Here is a 15,616-nt window from a genome sequence, read left to right on the forward strand (position 1 = left end):
TTAGCTTTTAATCATGCTAAGAGCTTTGATAGTTGCTCTTACTACGTTAGAAGCATTGTTTGAACCCAATGATTTTGTCAAAATATCTTTAATACCTGCAAGTTCAACAACAGGACGTGTTGCACCACCAGCGATTACACCGGTACCATCACTAGCAGGTTTCAAAATAATACGACTTGCATTAAATTTAACTTCAACATCATGAGCGATTGTTGAACCTTTGATATTTACTTTGACAATGTTTTTGAATGCATCATCAACTGCTTTTCTAATAGCATCAGGAACCTCTTTAGCTTTACCAAAACCAAAGCCAACAAGACCTTTTTTATTTCCAACAACAACAAGTGCTGTAAATCTAAAACGTCTACCGCCTTTAACAACTTTTGTTACGCGGCCAATGTTAACGATGACTTCTTCAAACTCTTCTCTGTTATATTTTTCCATTGAATCGTTTTCCTCTTTTTTTTCTTATAGCACTATGCCGTTTGCTCTAAGGCCATCTGCAAAAGCAGCAACTACACCATGATACAAATAACCATTTCTATCATAGACAACTTGAGTTAAATTCTTAGCCTTGAGCGTTTCTGCAAAAACTTTTGCAACTTCTGCTGCACTTGCTTTGCTAGCATTGAACCCTAATTTTTTGCCATCTACACTTGCCAAAGTAACGCCACTAACATCATCAATTGCTTGTGCATAGATATATCTGTTTGATTTAAAGAAAGAAACTCTTGGTCTTTGTTCTGTACCAGAAATATCTGCTCTTACTCTTTTTTTACGTTTAACTCTTAGTGCAAGCTTTCGTTTTAAAATATTTGCTCTCATCTCTTATCCTTACTTCTTAGAAGTTTTTCCGGCTTTACGGATAATAGTTTCATCAGAATATTTAACACCTTTACCTTTATAAGGCTCTGGAGCTCTAAAACTTCTAATTTCGGCAGCAATCTGACCAACTACTTGCTTGTCATCACCTTGAATAGTTACCACGTTTTTTTCAACACTAATTTGAATATCTTTTGGAAATTCATAATTGATTGGGTGTGAAAATCCAAGTTGAAGCTCAAGAACATTACCATTAACGGCAGCTCTGTAACCAACACCGTTAATTTCAAGTTGTTTTTTAAAACCTTCAGTTAAACCTGTGATAACATTTTGACCAAGTGCACGGTATGTTCCCCAAAAAGCGCTGCTCTGACGATCAGCACCTTTTGAAATAAATACAAGCTCTCCATCTTGAACTTTTACGTCAACATTTCCTTTAGTGTCCAATACTTTTTGAACACTACCTTTTTTAAACTCTACTAAATCACCATTTACTGACACTTCAACGCCAGCAGGTATCTTAACAGGCTTTTTACCAATACGAGACATTTTATTTCCTTTTACTTGTCTACGATAAGCTTACAATCTTAGAATGGATATCGAATACCATAAAAGAACAGCTAATTACCAAATACTACAGATAACTTCGCCACCAAGACCTGCTTTGTGTGCGTCATCATTACTGAGAACACCTTTTGATGTACTAACAACGATTGTACCATAACCATTTTTGAAGCGTTTAATTTCATCGCAACCTTTATAGACTCTACGGCCTGGTTTTGAGATTTTTTTCACTTCATTGATAACTTGGTTACCTCTTGCGTCATACTTCAAAACAACATTGATAAATTTTTTAGGACCTTCTTCAACAACGTTAAAACTTTCAATATAACCTTTGTTTTGGAAAATAACTAAAATTGCTTCAACAAGTTTTGAATGCATTAATTTAGTCACATCAAGTTTACGCATTGATGCATTTCTGATTCTTGTTAAAGAATCTGCTACTAGATCATTAATCATAGTCTATTTCCTTACCAGCTTGCTTTTTTGAGGCCTGGAATAAGACCCTCATTTGCCATTTTACGAAGACAAATTCTGCAGATACCAAAATCTCTGTAAACAGAGTGTGGACGTCCGCAAATTTGACAACGTGTGTATGCTCTTACTTGAAACTTAGGCTTTCTTGCAGCCTTTGCAATCATCGATTTTTTAGCCATATTATTTACCTTTTGCGAACGGCAAGCCAATCAATTCAAGAAGTCTAAATGCTTCTTTGTCACTGTTAGCGGTTGTTACAACTGTAATATTCATACCGTGTGTTTTCATAATGTTATCGTAAACAACTTCTGGAAACATCAATTGTTCATTAAGACCAAAGTTATAGTTTGATCTTCCGTCAAAACCTGTTCTTGGTAATCCTCTAAAGTCTTTTACTTTAGGAAGTGCCACAGAGATAAGTTTATCAAGGAACGCATACATTTTCTCTTTGCGAAGAGTTACTTTAACACCTACTGGATAGCCTTGTCTTACTTTAAAACCAGCAACTGATTTTTTAGCATTTGCAACAACTGCTTTTTGTCCAGCAATTAAAGAGATGGTATCAACGATATTTTGCATTAATTTCGTATCTTTACCTTCTTCACCAGCACCAACGCTGATAACGATTTTCTCAATTTTAGGTGCCAACATAGGGTTTGTAATATTAAACTCTTTAACTAATGCTGGTTGAACTTCAGCATTGAATTTCTCTTGCAATCTGTTCATTATTTACCCTCTACTTTAGCCACGTTAGAGATATGAATTGGTTTCTCAACGTTTGAAAAACCACCCTTAGGATTGCTCTCGCTTGGCTTAATGGCTTTTTTTACTACTTTGCAACCTTCAACAACGACTTGAGAAGTTTTAGGCATAACTTGAAGAACTTTTGCCTCTTTACCTTTATCGTCGCCTGCGATTACTTTAACAGTATCGCCTTTTTTAATTTTCATCTTAGTCGCCATTATAGTACCTCCGGTGCCAAAGATACGATTTTCATAAAGTTAGCATAACGAACTTCACGACCTACTGGTCCGAAAATACGAGTACCGATTGGCTCTCTTTTGTTATCAAGAATAACAGCAGCATTCTCATCAAAACGAATGAGTGAACCGTTTTCTCTTTGGATCTCTTTTTTTGTTCTTACGATAACCGCTTTAACAACTTGTCCTTTTTTCACTTTACCACTTGGTAATGCTTTTTTGACAGAAGCGATGATAACATCACCTACAGTTGCATAACGACGTTTACTACCACCAAGAACTTTAATACACATGATTTCTTTAGCACCACTGTTATCAGCAACAGCTAATCTTGTAAAACTTTGTATCATTATTCAACTCCCACTTTAACAATTGCGCTAAGTCTAAAAGACTTTCTTTTTGAAAGTGGTCTGCACTCGATAGCGCTTACTGTGTCGCCGATTTTTACTTGGTTGCTCTCGTCATGGACTAGGTATTTTTTGAAACGTTTAACGAACTTGCGATATCGTGGGTGCATTACACGTCTCTCTACCAAAACGGTGATTGTTTTATCACCAGTTTTCTGAACAACTACGCCTTGAATCTCTCGTTTTAAAGCCATTAGTTACCCCTACTTGTTTTGAGCAGAAATTGCCGTATTAATACGTGCGATATCTCTTCTAACTTCTTTAATCTCATTTGGATTAGTCAGTTGCATTGTTTTTAACTTTTGTCTCAATGTAAACAAAAGAACCTTTTTCTCTTTCAATAACTCTGCAAGCTCTGCAGCACTTTTGCCGTTTAAATCAATATACTTCATTTTCGCTCTCTCGAGTTACAATCTTAGTTTTGAATGGCAATTTGTGCATTGCAAGAGTTAATGCTTCACGAGCCAACTCTTCAGGAACACCTGCCATTTCAAAAATTATTCTACCAGGCTTGATATTCATAACCCACTTATCAACAGAACCTTTACCTTTACCCATACGAGTTTCGAGTGGCTTAGCCGTTAATGGTTTGTCTGGGAATACACGAATCCAAGTCTTAGCTTGACGTTTAACATGTCTTGTATAAGCAATCCTTGAAGCCTCAATTTGACGTGAATCAATACGACCAGCTTCAACAGCTTTAAGACCAATTTCACCAAAAGCGATTGAAGCACCACTTTGCGCTTCACCGCGATTGCGGCCTTTCATCTGCTTTTTATATTTTGTTCTTTTAGGCATTAACATTAGTTTTTACCTCTCTCTTTACGTGCTCTTGGCTTACGCGTATTTTCTTTTTCTGGTGCTTCTTCTTTTTCTGGTGCAAGACCTTTTACAAGAACCTCACCTTTAAAGATCCATACTTTAACACCGATAACACCGTATGTTGTGTGTGCTTCTGCAAAACCGTAATCGATTTTTGCACGAAGTGTATGAAGTGGAACGCGTCCCTCTAGGTACCATTCAGTTCTTGCCATCTCAGCACCACCAAGACGTCCAGAAACAGAAATTTTAATACCTTTAGCACCTGATTTTTGTGCACCTTGGATCACTTTCTTCATTGCACGTCTAAATGCTACACGACGCTCAAGTTGCATTGCAACGTTCTCTGCACAAAGTTGAGCAGAAGATTGAGGACGTCTCTCTTCTTTAATGTTAACGTTTACATCTTTGTCAATCAACTTAGTTAATTTAACTCTTAATTTTTCAATATCAGAGCCTTTTTTACCAATAATGATACCAGGACGTGCAGCAACAACTGTAACTCTAAGCTTCTTAGCAGTTCTTTCAATCAAAATTTGACTAACGCCTGCATAGTAAAGCTCTTTTTTCAAAAATGTTCTAATTTTGTAATCTTCACCAATACTTGTCGCTAAGGTTTGTTTACCTGGGAACCAACGAGAATCCCAATTTCTATTGATACCAAGTCTTAAACCAATCGGATTTACTTTTTGACCCATCTTAGTCTTCCTTCTTTGCAGCTTTTGCTACTTCAACAATGATATGAGAAGTTGGTTTTCTAATGCCACTCGCACTACCTCTAGCTCTTGGCATAAAACGCTTCAACACTGGACCAGCATCAACGCGACAAGAAGCAACAACAACTTCATTTGGCTCAAATCCGCCATTAGAAACAGCAGAAGCGATTACTTTAGAGATAACTTTCGCACCTTTGTTTGGCATAAACTCTAAACTTGCCATAGCAAGCTCTGCATTCATTCCTTGAACTTCACGTGCAATTAGTCTTGCTTTTGTAGGTGATAAACGGATAAATTTTAATATTGCTTTACTCATCTTCTACCTACTTACCAATTTTTTTCTGAACAGAGCCTTTGTGACCCTTGAACGTACGTGTTGGTGCAAATTCACCCATTTTATAACCAATGTGATTCTCTGTTACATAAACTGGAACAAAGTTTCTACCATTATGAACATTGAATGTAATACCGATCATATCAGGAATAATAGTACTTCTACGAGACCATGTCTTAATCGGCTTGTTTGATTTTGTCTCTTTTGCTTCAACCGTTTTTTTCAACAAATGAGCATCAACAAAAGGACCTTTTTTTAGCGATCTAGCCATCTATTTTCCTTTTCTTCTAGAAATAATCAGTTTGTCGCTCGCTTTTTTCTTACGAGTTTTTCTACCTTTAGTTGGTTGTCCCCATGGAGTTACTGGATGACGTCCTGAGTTGGTTTTACCCTCACCACCACCGTGTGGGTGATCTACTGGGTTCATCGCAGAACCACGAGTTTGAGGTCTAATACCACGGTGTCTGTTACGACCCGCTTTACCAATAACAACGTTTGCCCAATCTTCATTTCCAACAACACCAACAGTAGCCATACACTCTGCCAATACTTGTCTCATCTCACCACTTGGAAGTCTTACCATAACATATTGAGTCTCTTTACCCATAAGTTGAGCATAACCACCAGCACTTCTAGCCATTTGGCCACCTTTGCCAGGTTTAAGTTCAATGTTGTGTAAGATTGTACCTACAGGGATGCTTTTTAGCTTCATTGCATTACCTGGTTTAATATCAAGTCCGCCTTCAGCTGCTTGTACTTTATCGCCTACTTTAAGACCTGATGGTTGAAGAATATATCTTTTCTCACCGTCTACATAGTTGATAAGTGCAATTCTACAATTTCTGTTTGGATCGTATTCGATTGCTGCTACAGTACCTTCGATATTAAACTTTGTACGTTTAAAATCAATAATTCTGTAAAGTTTTTTGGCGCCCGCTTCTTTATGACGAGAAGTGATTCTACCATTGTTATTTCTACCCGCAGTTGCAGCAACTTTTACAAGAAGTGAAGGAACACTAGCTTTTGCTGTGATGTCACTTGAATCAAGTCCTGTTAAAAATCTACGACTTGGGGTGTAAGGTTTAAATGATTTTATTGCCATGATTACGCCTCCACATTCTCTAGTTTAGCGCCCTCTGGCAACTGAACATAAAACTTTTTAAAATCATTACGTTTGCCTTCAATGCCTTTAAACTTTTTAACTTTTCCCATAACTCTAAGAGAATTGATTTTTAATGGAGTGAAACCAAAGTATTGTTTTAATACTTCTTTCAAGCCATTTTTTGTCATTCTTACTGAAGTTTGGATAACAACTGTACCATTCTCTTGAAGGCTCAAGCTCTTTTCAGTATAAAGGATTGCCTTAATATCAGTAATATCAGCCATTCTTAGCCCTCTTTTGTGATTGTTTCAAGCACTGATTTTTCTATGATTACCGCATAGAACGCAGTTGCTAAATACGCATTAAGCTCATTTGCTTCAACAAGGTAGCAGTTTTGAATATTTCTAAACGCTAACAATGTTTTCTCGTCAACCAATTCTTTAACGATTAATGCATCTCTTGTACCAAGTGTTTTGATGATTTTTGCTGCGTCTTTAGTTTTACCAGATTCAACGCTCAAAGAATCAACAACAAAAAGCGCGTTATTAGCTGCTTTTTCATTCAATGCGAACTCAAGTGCTAATTTTTTCTGTTTTTTGTTAACTTTTAAATCATAATTTCTGTTAGCTTTTGGTCCGAATGCAGCACCACCGCCAACCCATACTGGACTTCTTCTACTACCAGCACGCGCACCACCACGGCCTTTTTGAGCCCATGGTTTTTTACCACCACCGCTTACATCACCTTTTGTTTTAGAGTGAGCAGTGTTTGAACGAAGCGCAGCTTGGTATGATTTGACATAAAGATATAAGTTGTGTGAGTGAATCTCTTCAAAACTTGCAGGAAGAGCCAATGCACCAACATTTTCTAATTTTTCATTTAATACGATTGCGCTACTCATTTAACAATCCTTGCTTTACCTAATGATCCATTTGCACCTGGAACTGAGCCTTTAACAGCTAAGATACCATTTTGAGCATCAAATGAAACGATCTCATTTTTTACGGTTACTTGGGTATTACCATAGTGACCTGGCATTTTTTTGCCTTTTTGAACACGACCTGGCCATTCGCGGTTACCAATTGAACCAGTACTTCTGTGGAAACGGTGACCGTGTGCACCTGGACCACCACCAAAGTTGTGACGTTTCATAACACCTGAGAAACCTCTACCTTTAGTATTCAAAGACACTTTAAGTGTTTTTGCATCACCTAGAGGAGCTGTATCTAAATCGCCTGCTTCAGCGTTTGCAACATCTAAAGTCACAAAGCGATTAAATTCAGCAGAAAGGTTATACTTTTTTTGCTGACCTGCAATAGCTTTGTTCATTTTTTTGCCACTTGCATAAGAGACTAAAGCACGTTTGTTTTCATCAACTGAACACACTTTTGCTTCTAAAACTCTGAGTAACGTGACAGGAACGCTTGGTACTGCAATTGTTCGGCTCATGCCGATTTTTTCAATAATATATTCCATCATTACCCCTTATTTACCCATAGCTCTAACTTCAACATTGACTTCTGGAGCGAGGTCAAGTTTCATGAGTGAATCAACTGTATCAGTAGTCGCAGACACGATGTCGATCATACGTGCATGGATTCTCATCTCAAATTGCTCTCTTGAAGTTTTGTTTACGTGCGGAGATCTAAGCACTGTATAGCGCTTGATTTTTGTAGGCATAGGAATTGGTCCGACAATTTCGGCTCCAGTTCGTTTGACAGCTTCGACGATAGCTGCAACAGATCTGTCTAAAACTCTATGGTCATACGCCTTGAGTTTAAGTCTAATTTTTTCCATTTAGGTACCCCTGTAAAGAACTTGTCATCGTGATGATGACCTAATTAAAGGACTGTGATTTTACTATAATAGATAGAGAAAGTCAAGAAATAAGGGGTTTTTCACCATGTAAAAATAAATTTTATTTCCTTTTAAAAAGGAAAGTATTAAACTTGTACTATCAAAATTCTATTTATTTTCAATGAAATTTTGAGGAAATCAATATCATATTTGATTAAAAAAAGTTAACCTTTTAAATACATTTAAGGAAAATTTATGCAAACACTTCAAGCTTTTTATGAAACAAATTATAAAAATAACCTCTTTTTTGATCGAAAAATTATCATAGAACACAAAAAAACAATCCTCTATGGGCCACGAAAAAGTGGAAAAAGCCATCTTATTATTGATCATATTGGTCATTATGAGAAAGGGAGTTATCTTTATATTGATTTTTCTGATGATCGTGTAGAACCTCATTTAGTGGCAGAAAACTTGCCTCTTTTTATACAAAAAAATCGTATTAAACTCTTAGTCATTGAACATTTCGATTTTTCGTTTGAGCTCCCAATAGTCGATGAAATTCTCCTTACAACTTCTTATTCATCACACGAACTTGAGGGTTATGAAAAGCTAACTCTTTATCCATTAGATTTTGAAGAATTCATCTCATTTGATAAAAAACATTCGAATATTGAGAACCTTTTTAACCTTTATACAAATCATGGAACATTTCCACAAATTGTACAAAGCGTGGAACTTGATTACCAAAAACAAATGCAAAATCTATTACATCTTATTTTAAATGATGCAACGACTTTTCTCATCTATAAACGATTCTGTGAATTGCAAAGTACGAAAATCTCCCTCTTTCAAATCTATAACCATTTAAAGGCATTCACAAAAATATCTAAAGATAAACTGTATGCCATTACATCTGAACTTGTCGATCAAAAGCTTCTTTTTTTTGTTGAGAAGTACAATCAGCCTACGTCTGCAAAAAAAGTGTATCCTATTGATTTTGCACTGAAAGACGCGCTAACCTTTAAAAAAGATTTTCTAAAACGTTTCGAGAATATGGTCTTTTTGGAACTGATAAAACGAGGAAAAACTATTTATTATGAAGAGGGAATTGATTTTTTTATCCCCAGTGAATCTCTGGCTGTCTTATGTGTTGGATTTGCGACAACAGAGGCTATTGAGATGAAACTTCAAAAACTTTTGCCTACCTTTTGGGCATTGCACATCAAGCGCATCGAAGTTGTTACACTGAGCAGTGAAAGTGCTAAAGACATTGAGGGCTTTAGCTTTTCCATTGCTCCTTTTTGGGAGTGGTCATTACAGCTCTAAAACCGGTGTAATAAACTTTTGAATGGTAATGGCATTGCCTTTTTTATTGAAATAAAAATGGTCTAAAAGTTTGCGGATAATCACAAAACCACGTCCATTGAACTTCTCTGCATTAATGACAATATTTTTAAGCACCATTGTATCAAAGCCTTCTCCTTGATCGCTAATGGTTGCTTCGAACAACTCTCGCTTTCCATTAGGAATAATTCCATAAATGATTTTAATTTTTTTATTATGATGTAATTGTTCAAGACGTAACATCTCATCATCAAACTGATTGTGCTCTATAAGATAATTTTTACGTGCTTTATCGACACCAAAACTACCGTGTTCAAGAGCATTGAGCAGTAACTCAGAAAATGTCAGCATAATCTGACTTGACGTTTTGCTATCGACATGGTGTGATTTTAAATAGCCTGCGACAGTAAGTAATGCTTCATCAATAGCTTCATAGGTACTAGGGATACGCAGTACTTTAAAATCTTTGGAAATTTCTAATTTTTGAATATAAATATATGTAAGGTCATCATCACCTTGACCAATACGCATCGCTACTTTATCTCGAAAATCTTTGACACAAATAGAATCTATGAAGTCATCCTTTAAACATGACCCGTAGATTTTCCCTCCATGCATAAGACTTTCACTAAGACCATCACTGTAGCAAAGCATTTTTGAAATAGAAACCGAAGGCAATGAATTAATGCGAACATTTTCCGTAAAAATACTCAAAGGTGGATTATTGCTGCGTATGGCTTGAAAATCACCATTTTCACTGATAATGAAAAACGCTGGCATACCGCATGAAGCGTATTTTATGACTGACTCATGAATATTGTACTCCACTAAGACAATACTCATAATCTCTTCATCAAAAAGGTTTTTTTGTAAAAATTTAAGAGTTTTGTGAATCCAAACATCAAACACAAACCCCTCTTCTTCTTCCAACTCATCAAAAAAATAGTTTAAAAATCGTGTGATTGCCATAGCACTCATAGCCGCAGAGAGACCTTTCCCCATAGCATCTGCAATAAATCCTACCAAACGACCATCGTTTGTTTTTCGAAGAGAATAGGTATCGCCACTGAGTGTACTGTGAGGTTTGTAAGAGATATCGACACGTAAAAGCTCTTTTTTGCCATTTTTTGTCAAATCGATCTGCTGGTAGTAAAGGTCATTCTTGATAACAAATAGCTCTTTATTAAATGCTTTTTCAAGATCTTCTTTTTCGTGGAACATTCTTACTCCTTTGAGACATTTTAGCAAATCTACACTAAACTTCGTTTAGAGAAACAAGGAGTTTTGATGTTATGTGGTATTGATGAAGCAGGGCGTGGCTGTTTAGCTGGACCTCTTGTAGTTGCAGGAGCTATTTTAAAAGAGCCTATTTTAGGGCTTAATGACTCCAAACAGCTCAGTGAAAAACAACGCGAAGCCTATTTTGAAATCCTACAAAACAAAGCAGAATTTAAAATCGTTTTTTGTGATCATATAATGGTAGATACCAAAGGGTTAAGTGCTTGTCTTAAATACGCCATCGAAACCATAAAATCACACTTCAATGGACATGATATCTTGATGGATGGTAACTGTAATTTTGGTGTACAAGGTATTAACACGATGGTCAAAGCGGATGCAAAAGTACCTGAAGTCAGTGCAGCTAGCATTTTAGCCAAAGTCAGCCGTGATAGGTACATGTGTGAAATCTCTTCAAGGTATCCTCTTTATGAGTTTGAAAAGCATAAAGGATATGGAAGTGCCCTGCATGTAGAAAAAATTAAGGCGTTTGGGTATTGTGAAATACATCGAAAAAGCTTTAAGCTCAAATCTCTCTCACAACCTTCTCTTTTTTAATCAATAGAGAATATTTCTTCATTTTCTATATTTGATAGCGACAATCAAAATAAAGCTAAGTCAAAGCTTTGTTTTCTTATTATTTCAATAATAATTATCAAAACCTTAGCATCTCTTCATTTTGATGAGCTCGTTTTGATGAAATAAAGGAGAACAGATGGTAGATTTATCGCAAATCAATAAAAACCAAAAAGTGCTAATCAAACAAATTCATGCACAGCACACTTTAAAAAAACGTCTCTATTCGCTTGGCCTTGGTGTGGGTAAAGAGATTGAAGTTGTCGAAACAAGTCTTCAAAAAAATACTATTAAAGTCGCTTTAGGCTTTAGTTCTGTGGCATTGCGTTTTGATGAAGCAAAAATGATAGAAGTGGAGGCTTTCGCGTGAAAAAAATTGTTATCGCTCTTGTTGGGCAACCCAATGTTGGTAAGAGTCATCTTGCCAATGCTATTAGTGGTTCAAATCTCAAAATCGGAAATTTTGCTGGTGTTACCGTTGAAAAAGCAACAGCCCGCTTGAGTACTGAGGATTTTTCAATTGAATTTATCGATCTTCCAGGTCTTTATTCTTTAGAAGATTTTTCAGCCGATGAAAAAGTAACAAAAGACTTTTTACTCAAAGGCGAATACGACCTCATTCTCAACGTTATTGACTCTACGAATTTAGAGCGTAATTTAATGCTCACAACAGAGCTCATGGAACTGCAAAAGAAGATGGTTATAGCCCTGAATATGGATGATGAAGCCATTAAAGAAGGTATTAATATCGATTCAGATGCAATGAGCAAAATCCTCTCTCTTCCATGTATACGTGTTTCATCAAAATTAAAAACAAACATTGAACTTCTTGTTGAGAAAATTTTGGATGTCACTAAAAATCCTTTAGTCGAACCAAAATTAATTTACAGTGATGAAGTAGAAGAACAATTACAAACCATTGTTCGCTTTTTAGATGATAAGCATTTCTGCGCACCAAATGGTCTTACAAATCGTCACATCGCGGTAGGCCTTTTATGGCAAAAAAAAGATGTCTATGCACTTATGCATGAACAACCTCTTTATGTAGAACTTCACCCTATCCTCAATAACGCACTAGGTCATGTTTATATGTATTCACAATGCGATGATATTGAAGAAGTTATCAACCGTCAACATACCGCTTTTTCAGCAGGACTAAGTGCAGAAGTTGTGAGCGTAAGCAAAAGTAAAAATAGAAATCTCACGCAAAAGATTGATACGATCTTAATTCATAAACTTTTTGGTCTTCCTATTTTTATCTTTTTAATGTGGGGTCTTTTCCAATTAACATTTACGCTCGGTGAAATCCCTATGGGTTGGATCGAAGATAGCTTTGGCTGGTTAGGTGAAACCATTGGTATGTCTATCACCAATGAGGCATTAAAATCACTCATCGTTGATGGAATTATCGCCGGTGTTGGCAGTGTTATTATGTTCTTACCAAACATTATGATTCTTTTCTTGGGAATCGCACTTCTTGAGACAACAGGATATATGTCAAGAGCAGCCTTCTTGTTAGATGGATTTTTTCACAGGTTTGGGTTACATGGTAAAAGTTTTGTACCTTTGGTTACAGGTTTTGGATGTTCTGTTCCTGCATACATGGCAGCACGTACTCTTAAAAATAAAAAAGATCGTCTTCTTACCATGTTTATTATCGGTTTTATGAGTTGTGGCGCGCGCCTTCCTGTGTATGTTCTTTTTGCTGGTGCTTTCTTTGAAGAGAGCATGGCAGGAAACGTACTGTTTGGTATTTATATCGTAGGTGCTCTTTTAGGACTTATTGCGGCTAAAATTTTACGTGTGACTGCCTTTAAAGGCGAAGATGAACCTTTTGTTATGGAAATGCCAAAATACCGTCTTCCAAGTTTAAGACTTCTTTGGTTTGTTGTCTACTCAAAATCCATTATGTACATTAAAAAAGCGGGAACGTTTATTCTTTTAGCATCTATGCTTATTTGGTTCATTAGCGCATACCCAAAAAATAGCGTGATAGAAGCAGAATATACAACCAAAATTGAAGCACTTCAAGCACAACTAGAAGAAGCCTCTTCTACTCAAAAAGATGAAGCAGCGGATGAAGAAAAAGCCATAAATGAGGCAAAACCTACTGAAGAGGTTGCTGCTAATTCAGACGTGAAAGAACCTGCTTCTATTGAAAATGCTATCACAGCACTTGAGAATGAGAAACGTGAGAAATTAGTTGAAAACACCTATCTTGGTATCATGGGAAAAGCGATTGAGCCTGCATTCGCACCTCTTGGATTCGACTGGAAAATGGGTGTTGCAACACTCAGTGGTTTGGCGGCAAAAGAGGTTATCGTTTCAACACTGGGTGTTCTTTATTCATTGGGTGACAAAGTTTCAGAAGATGACAATTCGCTTCGTGAGATTATCGCTTCCAATATGAGTATTGCGTCCGCGATGGCATTTATCGTTTTTGTTATGGTCTACTTACCATGCCTAGCAGCAACAGCTGTTTTTGCCAAAGAGGCAGAGAGTGCACGTTATACCGTCTATCTTGTTATCTTTACGTTTGCAACAGCGTGGATACTTGCATTTATCACCTATAACGTCATTTTATTGTTTAGTTAATACAGTATGGCTACGAAAGTAGCCATACCTCTCATTTTACGTCAATTATACACACGTTTGATGTGTTCCATGTTAGCGCCAAGGTTCAGTAAAAGAAGATCTGCTATCACCAAAGCAGCCATAGACTCAGCAACCACACTGCCACGTACGGCAATGCACGGGTCATGTCTTCCTTTGAGATTGCAGGTTAGTTCGTTACCCTCTTTGTCAATCGTCTCTTGCGAAATAAAAATAGAAGGGGTAGGTTTAAAATAAACTTTACAGCTAATGGTATCTCCATTGCTCATGCCACCTAAAATGCCACCGCTATGGTTGGTTACAAATCCTTTTTTTGTGATTGCGTCATTATTTTTTGAACCTGTCAGTGAAGAGGCACCAAAGCCTTCACCGATTTCAACTCCTTTAACGCCATTGATGCCCATCATCGCTTCGGCTAAAAGAGCATCAAGTTTATAGTAAATCGGCTCACCCAGACCTATAGGAGCGCCAATGATTTGTACAAGCGCTACACCACCTACGGAGTCATGTGCGTTCTTAGCGGTTAAAATAGCCTCTTTTTGGGCTTCTTCTACACTAGCATCTAACGCATAAATCTCACTCTCACTCACACGTGAAAAATCATAGCTTTTTGCTTCGATGCCACCAATCGCGCAAATACCACTTTGAACTTTTATGGATAAAGAAGCAAGAAGTAACTTAGCAATCGCACCAGCTGCTACGCGTGCTGCGGTCTCTCTAGCACTCGAGCGCCCACCACCACGATAATCTCTGATGCCATATTTGTGAAAATAGGTAAAATCTGCGTGACCTGGACGGAAAAGGTCTTTGACACTGTCATAGTCACCGCTTTTTTGATTTTCATTAAAAATCACCATAGCAATCGGTGTGCCTGTACTTTTACCCTCAAAAACACCGCTTAAGATTTCAATTTTATCGCCCTCTTTTCGGGCTGTTGCGTATTTGTTCTGACCTGGTTTTCTTCTATCTAGCTCGCTTTGAATAAAACTCTCATCGATCTCTAAACCTGCAGGTACACCATCGACGATACAGCCTAGCGCTCTGCCGTGTGATTCTCCAAATGTCGTAAAACTAAAATGTCTTCCAAATGTATTGCTGCTCATCTGATCTCTTTTTTTAAGATGTCAAGGGCAAGCATTGCCGCTTTTTGTTGCGCCTCTTTTTTGCTTTTTCCACTCGCAAGTGCCAGATCACGTCCACGAACCGATACGGCTATTTCAAACTCTTTTTTATGGTCAGGTCCAAAAGAGCGCACTAAACGATATTCTGGTGTCATACCAAAATGCGCTTGCGTCAACTCTTGCAACGTCGTTTTATGGTCTCTAAAAATGGCATCCATATCGATTTTAGGATACGCCTCTTCCAAAAGAGCAATCGCTAAATTTTTAGCTTTTTCAAGTCCTGCTTCAAGGTAAAGTGCTCCAATAATCGCTTCAAAAGCATTGGAAAGTAAAGAGGGTTTTTCACGTCCATTGTTGTTTTCTTCGGCTAACGAGATGTAGATGTACTCACCTAAATGAAGCAAGCGCGCCAGTTTCTCAAAACTTTTTTCATTGACAAGTGAAGCACGAAGTTTAGAGAGTTCACCTTCGGCTACTTCAGTAAATTCGTGGTAAAGATACTCACCAACGATGAGATCAAGTACCGCGTCACCTAAAAACTCTAGGCGTTCGTTATTGTAAGGTTGTTTGGAACTTTTGTGCGTAAGTGCCTCGATTATCAGATTTTGATCTCTAAACTGATAACCCAAACGCTTCTGTAACGCTTCTAGTCTTTTTTGCATGATT

25 protein-coding genes and 1 pseudogene are annotated in these 15,616 nt (G+C 37.2%); 4 read left to right on the forward strand and 22 right to left on the reverse strand.

Features of this window, described 5'->3' with window-relative positions; genetic code table 11:
- From rpsE to rpsJ, 19 genes and pseudogenes are all read right to left on the reverse strand, one after another.
- Positions 1-444 carry a 30S ribosomal protein S5 gene (rpsE, locus tag UCH001_RS10885; protein WP_012857714.1) on the reverse strand — a complete coding sequence of 148 codons (444 nt, stop codon included), beginning with the start codon at positions 442-444 and terminating at the stop codon, positions 1-3.
- Positions 445-468: 24 nt separating this feature from the next.
- Positions 469-825, reverse strand: a complete 357-nt coding sequence (gene rplR, locus UCH001_RS10890; protein WP_067177766.1) for a 50S ribosomal protein L18 — start codon at positions 823-825, stop codon at positions 469-471.
- Between the two features lie 9 nt (positions 826-834).
- Complete coding sequence (rplF, locus tag UCH001_RS10895; protein ID WP_067177768.1) at positions 835-1,371, reverse strand: 50S ribosomal protein L6; 537 nt, start codon at positions 1,369-1,371, stop codon at positions 835-837.
- Positions 1,372-1,446: 75 nt separating this feature from the next.
- Positions 1,447-1,842: a 30S ribosomal protein S8 gene (gene rpsH / locus UCH001_RS10900; RefSeq protein ID WP_067177770.1), complete on the reverse strand. Its 396-nt coding sequence runs from the start codon at positions 1,840-1,842 to the stop codon at positions 1,447-1,449.
- A gap of 11 nt (positions 1,843-1,853) precedes the next feature.
- Positions 1,854-2,039, reverse strand: coding sequence for a type Z 30S ribosomal protein S14 (locus UCH001_RS10905; protein ID WP_012857718.1), 186 nt, complete (start codon positions 2,037-2,039; stop codon positions 1,854-1,856).
- 1 nt (position 2,040) lies between these two features.
- A complete protein-coding gene (rplE, locus tag UCH001_RS10910) occupies positions 2,041-2,586 on the reverse strand; it encodes a 50S ribosomal protein L5 (protein ID WP_067177772.1) in 546 nt (181 codons plus the stop codon).
- Entirely contained in the window at positions 2,586-2,822 is a 237-nt protein-coding gene (gene rplX / locus UCH001_RS10915; RefSeq protein ID WP_067177774.1) for a 50S ribosomal protein L24, read from the reverse strand. Before rplX ends, rplE begins: the two co-directional genes overlap by 1 nt.
- On the reverse strand, positions 2,822-3,190 hold the full coding sequence (rplN, locus tag UCH001_RS10920) for a 50S ribosomal protein L14 (RefSeq protein WP_012857721.1): 369 nt from the start codon (positions 3,188-3,190) through the stop codon (positions 2,822-2,824). Before rplN ends, rplX begins: the two co-directional genes overlap by 1 nt.
- Entirely contained in the window at positions 3,190-3,441 is a 252-nt protein-coding gene (gene rpsQ / locus UCH001_RS10925; protein ID WP_012857722.1) for a 30S ribosomal protein S17, read from the reverse strand. The genes rplN and rpsQ overlap by 1 nt, the downstream gene beginning before the upstream one ends.
- A 9-nt stretch (positions 3,442-3,450) precedes the next feature.
- Positions 3,451-3,639, reverse strand: a complete 189-nt coding sequence (gene rpmC / locus UCH001_RS10930) for a 50S ribosomal protein L29 (protein WP_067177776.1) — start codon at positions 3,637-3,639, stop codon at positions 3,451-3,453.
- Entirely contained in the window at positions 3,626-4,051 is a 426-nt protein-coding gene (gene rplP, locus UCH001_RS10935; protein ID WP_067177778.1) for a 50S ribosomal protein L16, read from the reverse strand. Before rplP ends, rpmC begins: the two co-directional genes overlap by 14 nt.
- Entirely contained in the window at positions 4,051-4,764 is a 714-nt protein-coding gene (gene rpsC, locus UCH001_RS10940; RefSeq protein WP_067177780.1) for a 30S ribosomal protein S3, read from the reverse strand. Before rpsC ends, rplP begins: the two co-directional genes overlap by 1 nt.
- 4 nt (positions 4,765-4,768) lie before the next feature.
- A pseudogene (rplV, locus tag UCH001_RS10945) lies at positions 4,769-5,098 on the reverse strand (50S ribosomal protein L22); the annotation flags it as partial.
- 7 nt (positions 5,099-5,105) lie between these two features.
- Complete coding sequence (gene rpsS, locus UCH001_RS10950; RefSeq protein WP_067177783.1) at positions 5,106-5,387, reverse strand: 30S ribosomal protein S19; 282 nt, start codon at positions 5,385-5,387, stop codon at positions 5,106-5,108.
- Complete coding sequence (rplB, locus tag UCH001_RS10955; RefSeq protein WP_067177785.1) at positions 5,388-6,218, reverse strand: 50S ribosomal protein L2; 831 nt, start codon at positions 6,216-6,218, stop codon at positions 5,388-5,390. It abuts the gene before it with no gap.
- A gap of 2 nt (positions 6,219-6,220) precedes the next feature.
- On the reverse strand, positions 6,221-6,502 hold the full coding sequence (locus UCH001_RS10960; RefSeq protein WP_025345777.1) for a 50S ribosomal protein L23: 282 nt from the start codon (positions 6,500-6,502) through the stop codon (positions 6,221-6,223).
- A gap of 2 nt (positions 6,503-6,504) precedes the next feature.
- Positions 6,505-7,119: a 50S ribosomal protein L4 gene (gene rplD / locus UCH001_RS10965; RefSeq protein WP_067177786.1), complete on the reverse strand. Its 615-nt coding sequence runs from the start codon at positions 7,117-7,119 to the stop codon at positions 6,505-6,507.
- Positions 7,116-7,694: a 50S ribosomal protein L3 gene (gene rplC / locus UCH001_RS10970; protein ID WP_067177788.1), complete on the reverse strand. Its 579-nt coding sequence runs from the start codon at positions 7,692-7,694 to the stop codon at positions 7,116-7,118. Before rplC ends, rplD begins: the two co-directional genes overlap by 4 nt.
- Positions 7,695-7,703: 9 nt before the next feature.
- Positions 7,704-8,015, reverse strand: a complete 312-nt coding sequence (gene rpsJ / locus UCH001_RS10975) for a 30S ribosomal protein S10 (protein ID WP_012857732.1) — start codon at positions 8,013-8,015, stop codon at positions 7,704-7,706.
- Between the two features lie 255 nt (positions 8,016-8,270).
- On the opposite strand from rpsJ, the gene UCH001_RS10980 reads away from it, so the two are divergent.
- Positions 8,271-9,344 carry an ATP-binding protein gene (locus UCH001_RS10980; protein WP_067177789.1) on the forward strand — a complete coding sequence of 358 codons (1,074 nt, stop codon included), beginning with the start codon at positions 8,271-8,273 and terminating at the stop codon, positions 9,342-9,344.
- Here the strand turns inward: UCH001_RS10980 and UCH001_RS10985 are convergent.
- Complete coding sequence (locus tag UCH001_RS10985; RefSeq protein WP_067177791.1) at positions 9,333-10,583, reverse strand: SpoIIE family protein phosphatase; 1,251 nt, start codon at positions 10,581-10,583, stop codon at positions 9,333-9,335. The two genes, UCH001_RS10980 and UCH001_RS10985, sit on opposite strands and share 12 nt — an antisense overlap.
- Before the next feature lie 66 nt (positions 10,584-10,649).
- Between UCH001_RS10985 and UCH001_RS10990 the strand changes: the two genes are divergently transcribed.
- From UCH001_RS10990 to feoB, 3 genes are all read left to right on the forward strand, one after another.
- The gene (locus tag UCH001_RS10990) at positions 10,650-11,198 is read left to right on the forward strand and encodes a ribonuclease HII (protein WP_067177793.1); all 549 of its coding nucleotides are present in this window, start codon (positions 10,650-10,652) and stop codon (positions 11,196-11,198) included.
- A gap of 157 nt (positions 11,199-11,355) precedes the next feature.
- Positions 11,356-11,586 carry a FeoA family protein gene (locus UCH001_RS10995; RefSeq protein ID WP_067177795.1) on the forward strand — a complete coding sequence of 77 codons (231 nt, stop codon included), beginning with the start codon at positions 11,356-11,358 and terminating at the stop codon, positions 11,584-11,586.
- A complete protein-coding gene (gene feoB, locus UCH001_RS11000; protein WP_067177797.1) occupies positions 11,583-13,811 on the forward strand; it encodes a ferrous iron transport protein B in 2,229 nt (742 codons plus the stop codon). Before UCH001_RS10995 ends, feoB begins: the two co-directional genes overlap by 4 nt.
- Before the next feature lie 41 nt (positions 13,812-13,852).
- On the opposite strand, the gene aroC is transcribed toward feoB, so the two are convergent.
- On the reverse strand, positions 13,853-14,932 hold the full coding sequence (gene aroC / locus UCH001_RS11005; RefSeq protein ID WP_067177799.1) for a chorismate synthase: 1,080 nt from the start codon (positions 14,930-14,932) through the stop codon (positions 13,853-13,855).
- Positions 14,929-15,612: a ribonuclease III gene (gene rnc / locus UCH001_RS11010; RefSeq protein WP_067177801.1), complete on the reverse strand. Its 684-nt coding sequence runs from the start codon at positions 15,610-15,612 to the stop codon at positions 14,929-14,931. The genes aroC and rnc overlap by 4 nt, the downstream gene beginning before the upstream one ends.
- Between the last annotated feature and the right edge of the window lie 4 nt (positions 15,613-15,616).

It is taken from the genome of Sulfurospirillum sp. UCH001 (genome assembly GCF_001548035.1).
In the GTDB taxonomy this organism is placed as follows: Bacteria; Campylobacterota; Campylobacteria; order Campylobacterales; family Sulfurospirillaceae; genus Sulfurospirillum.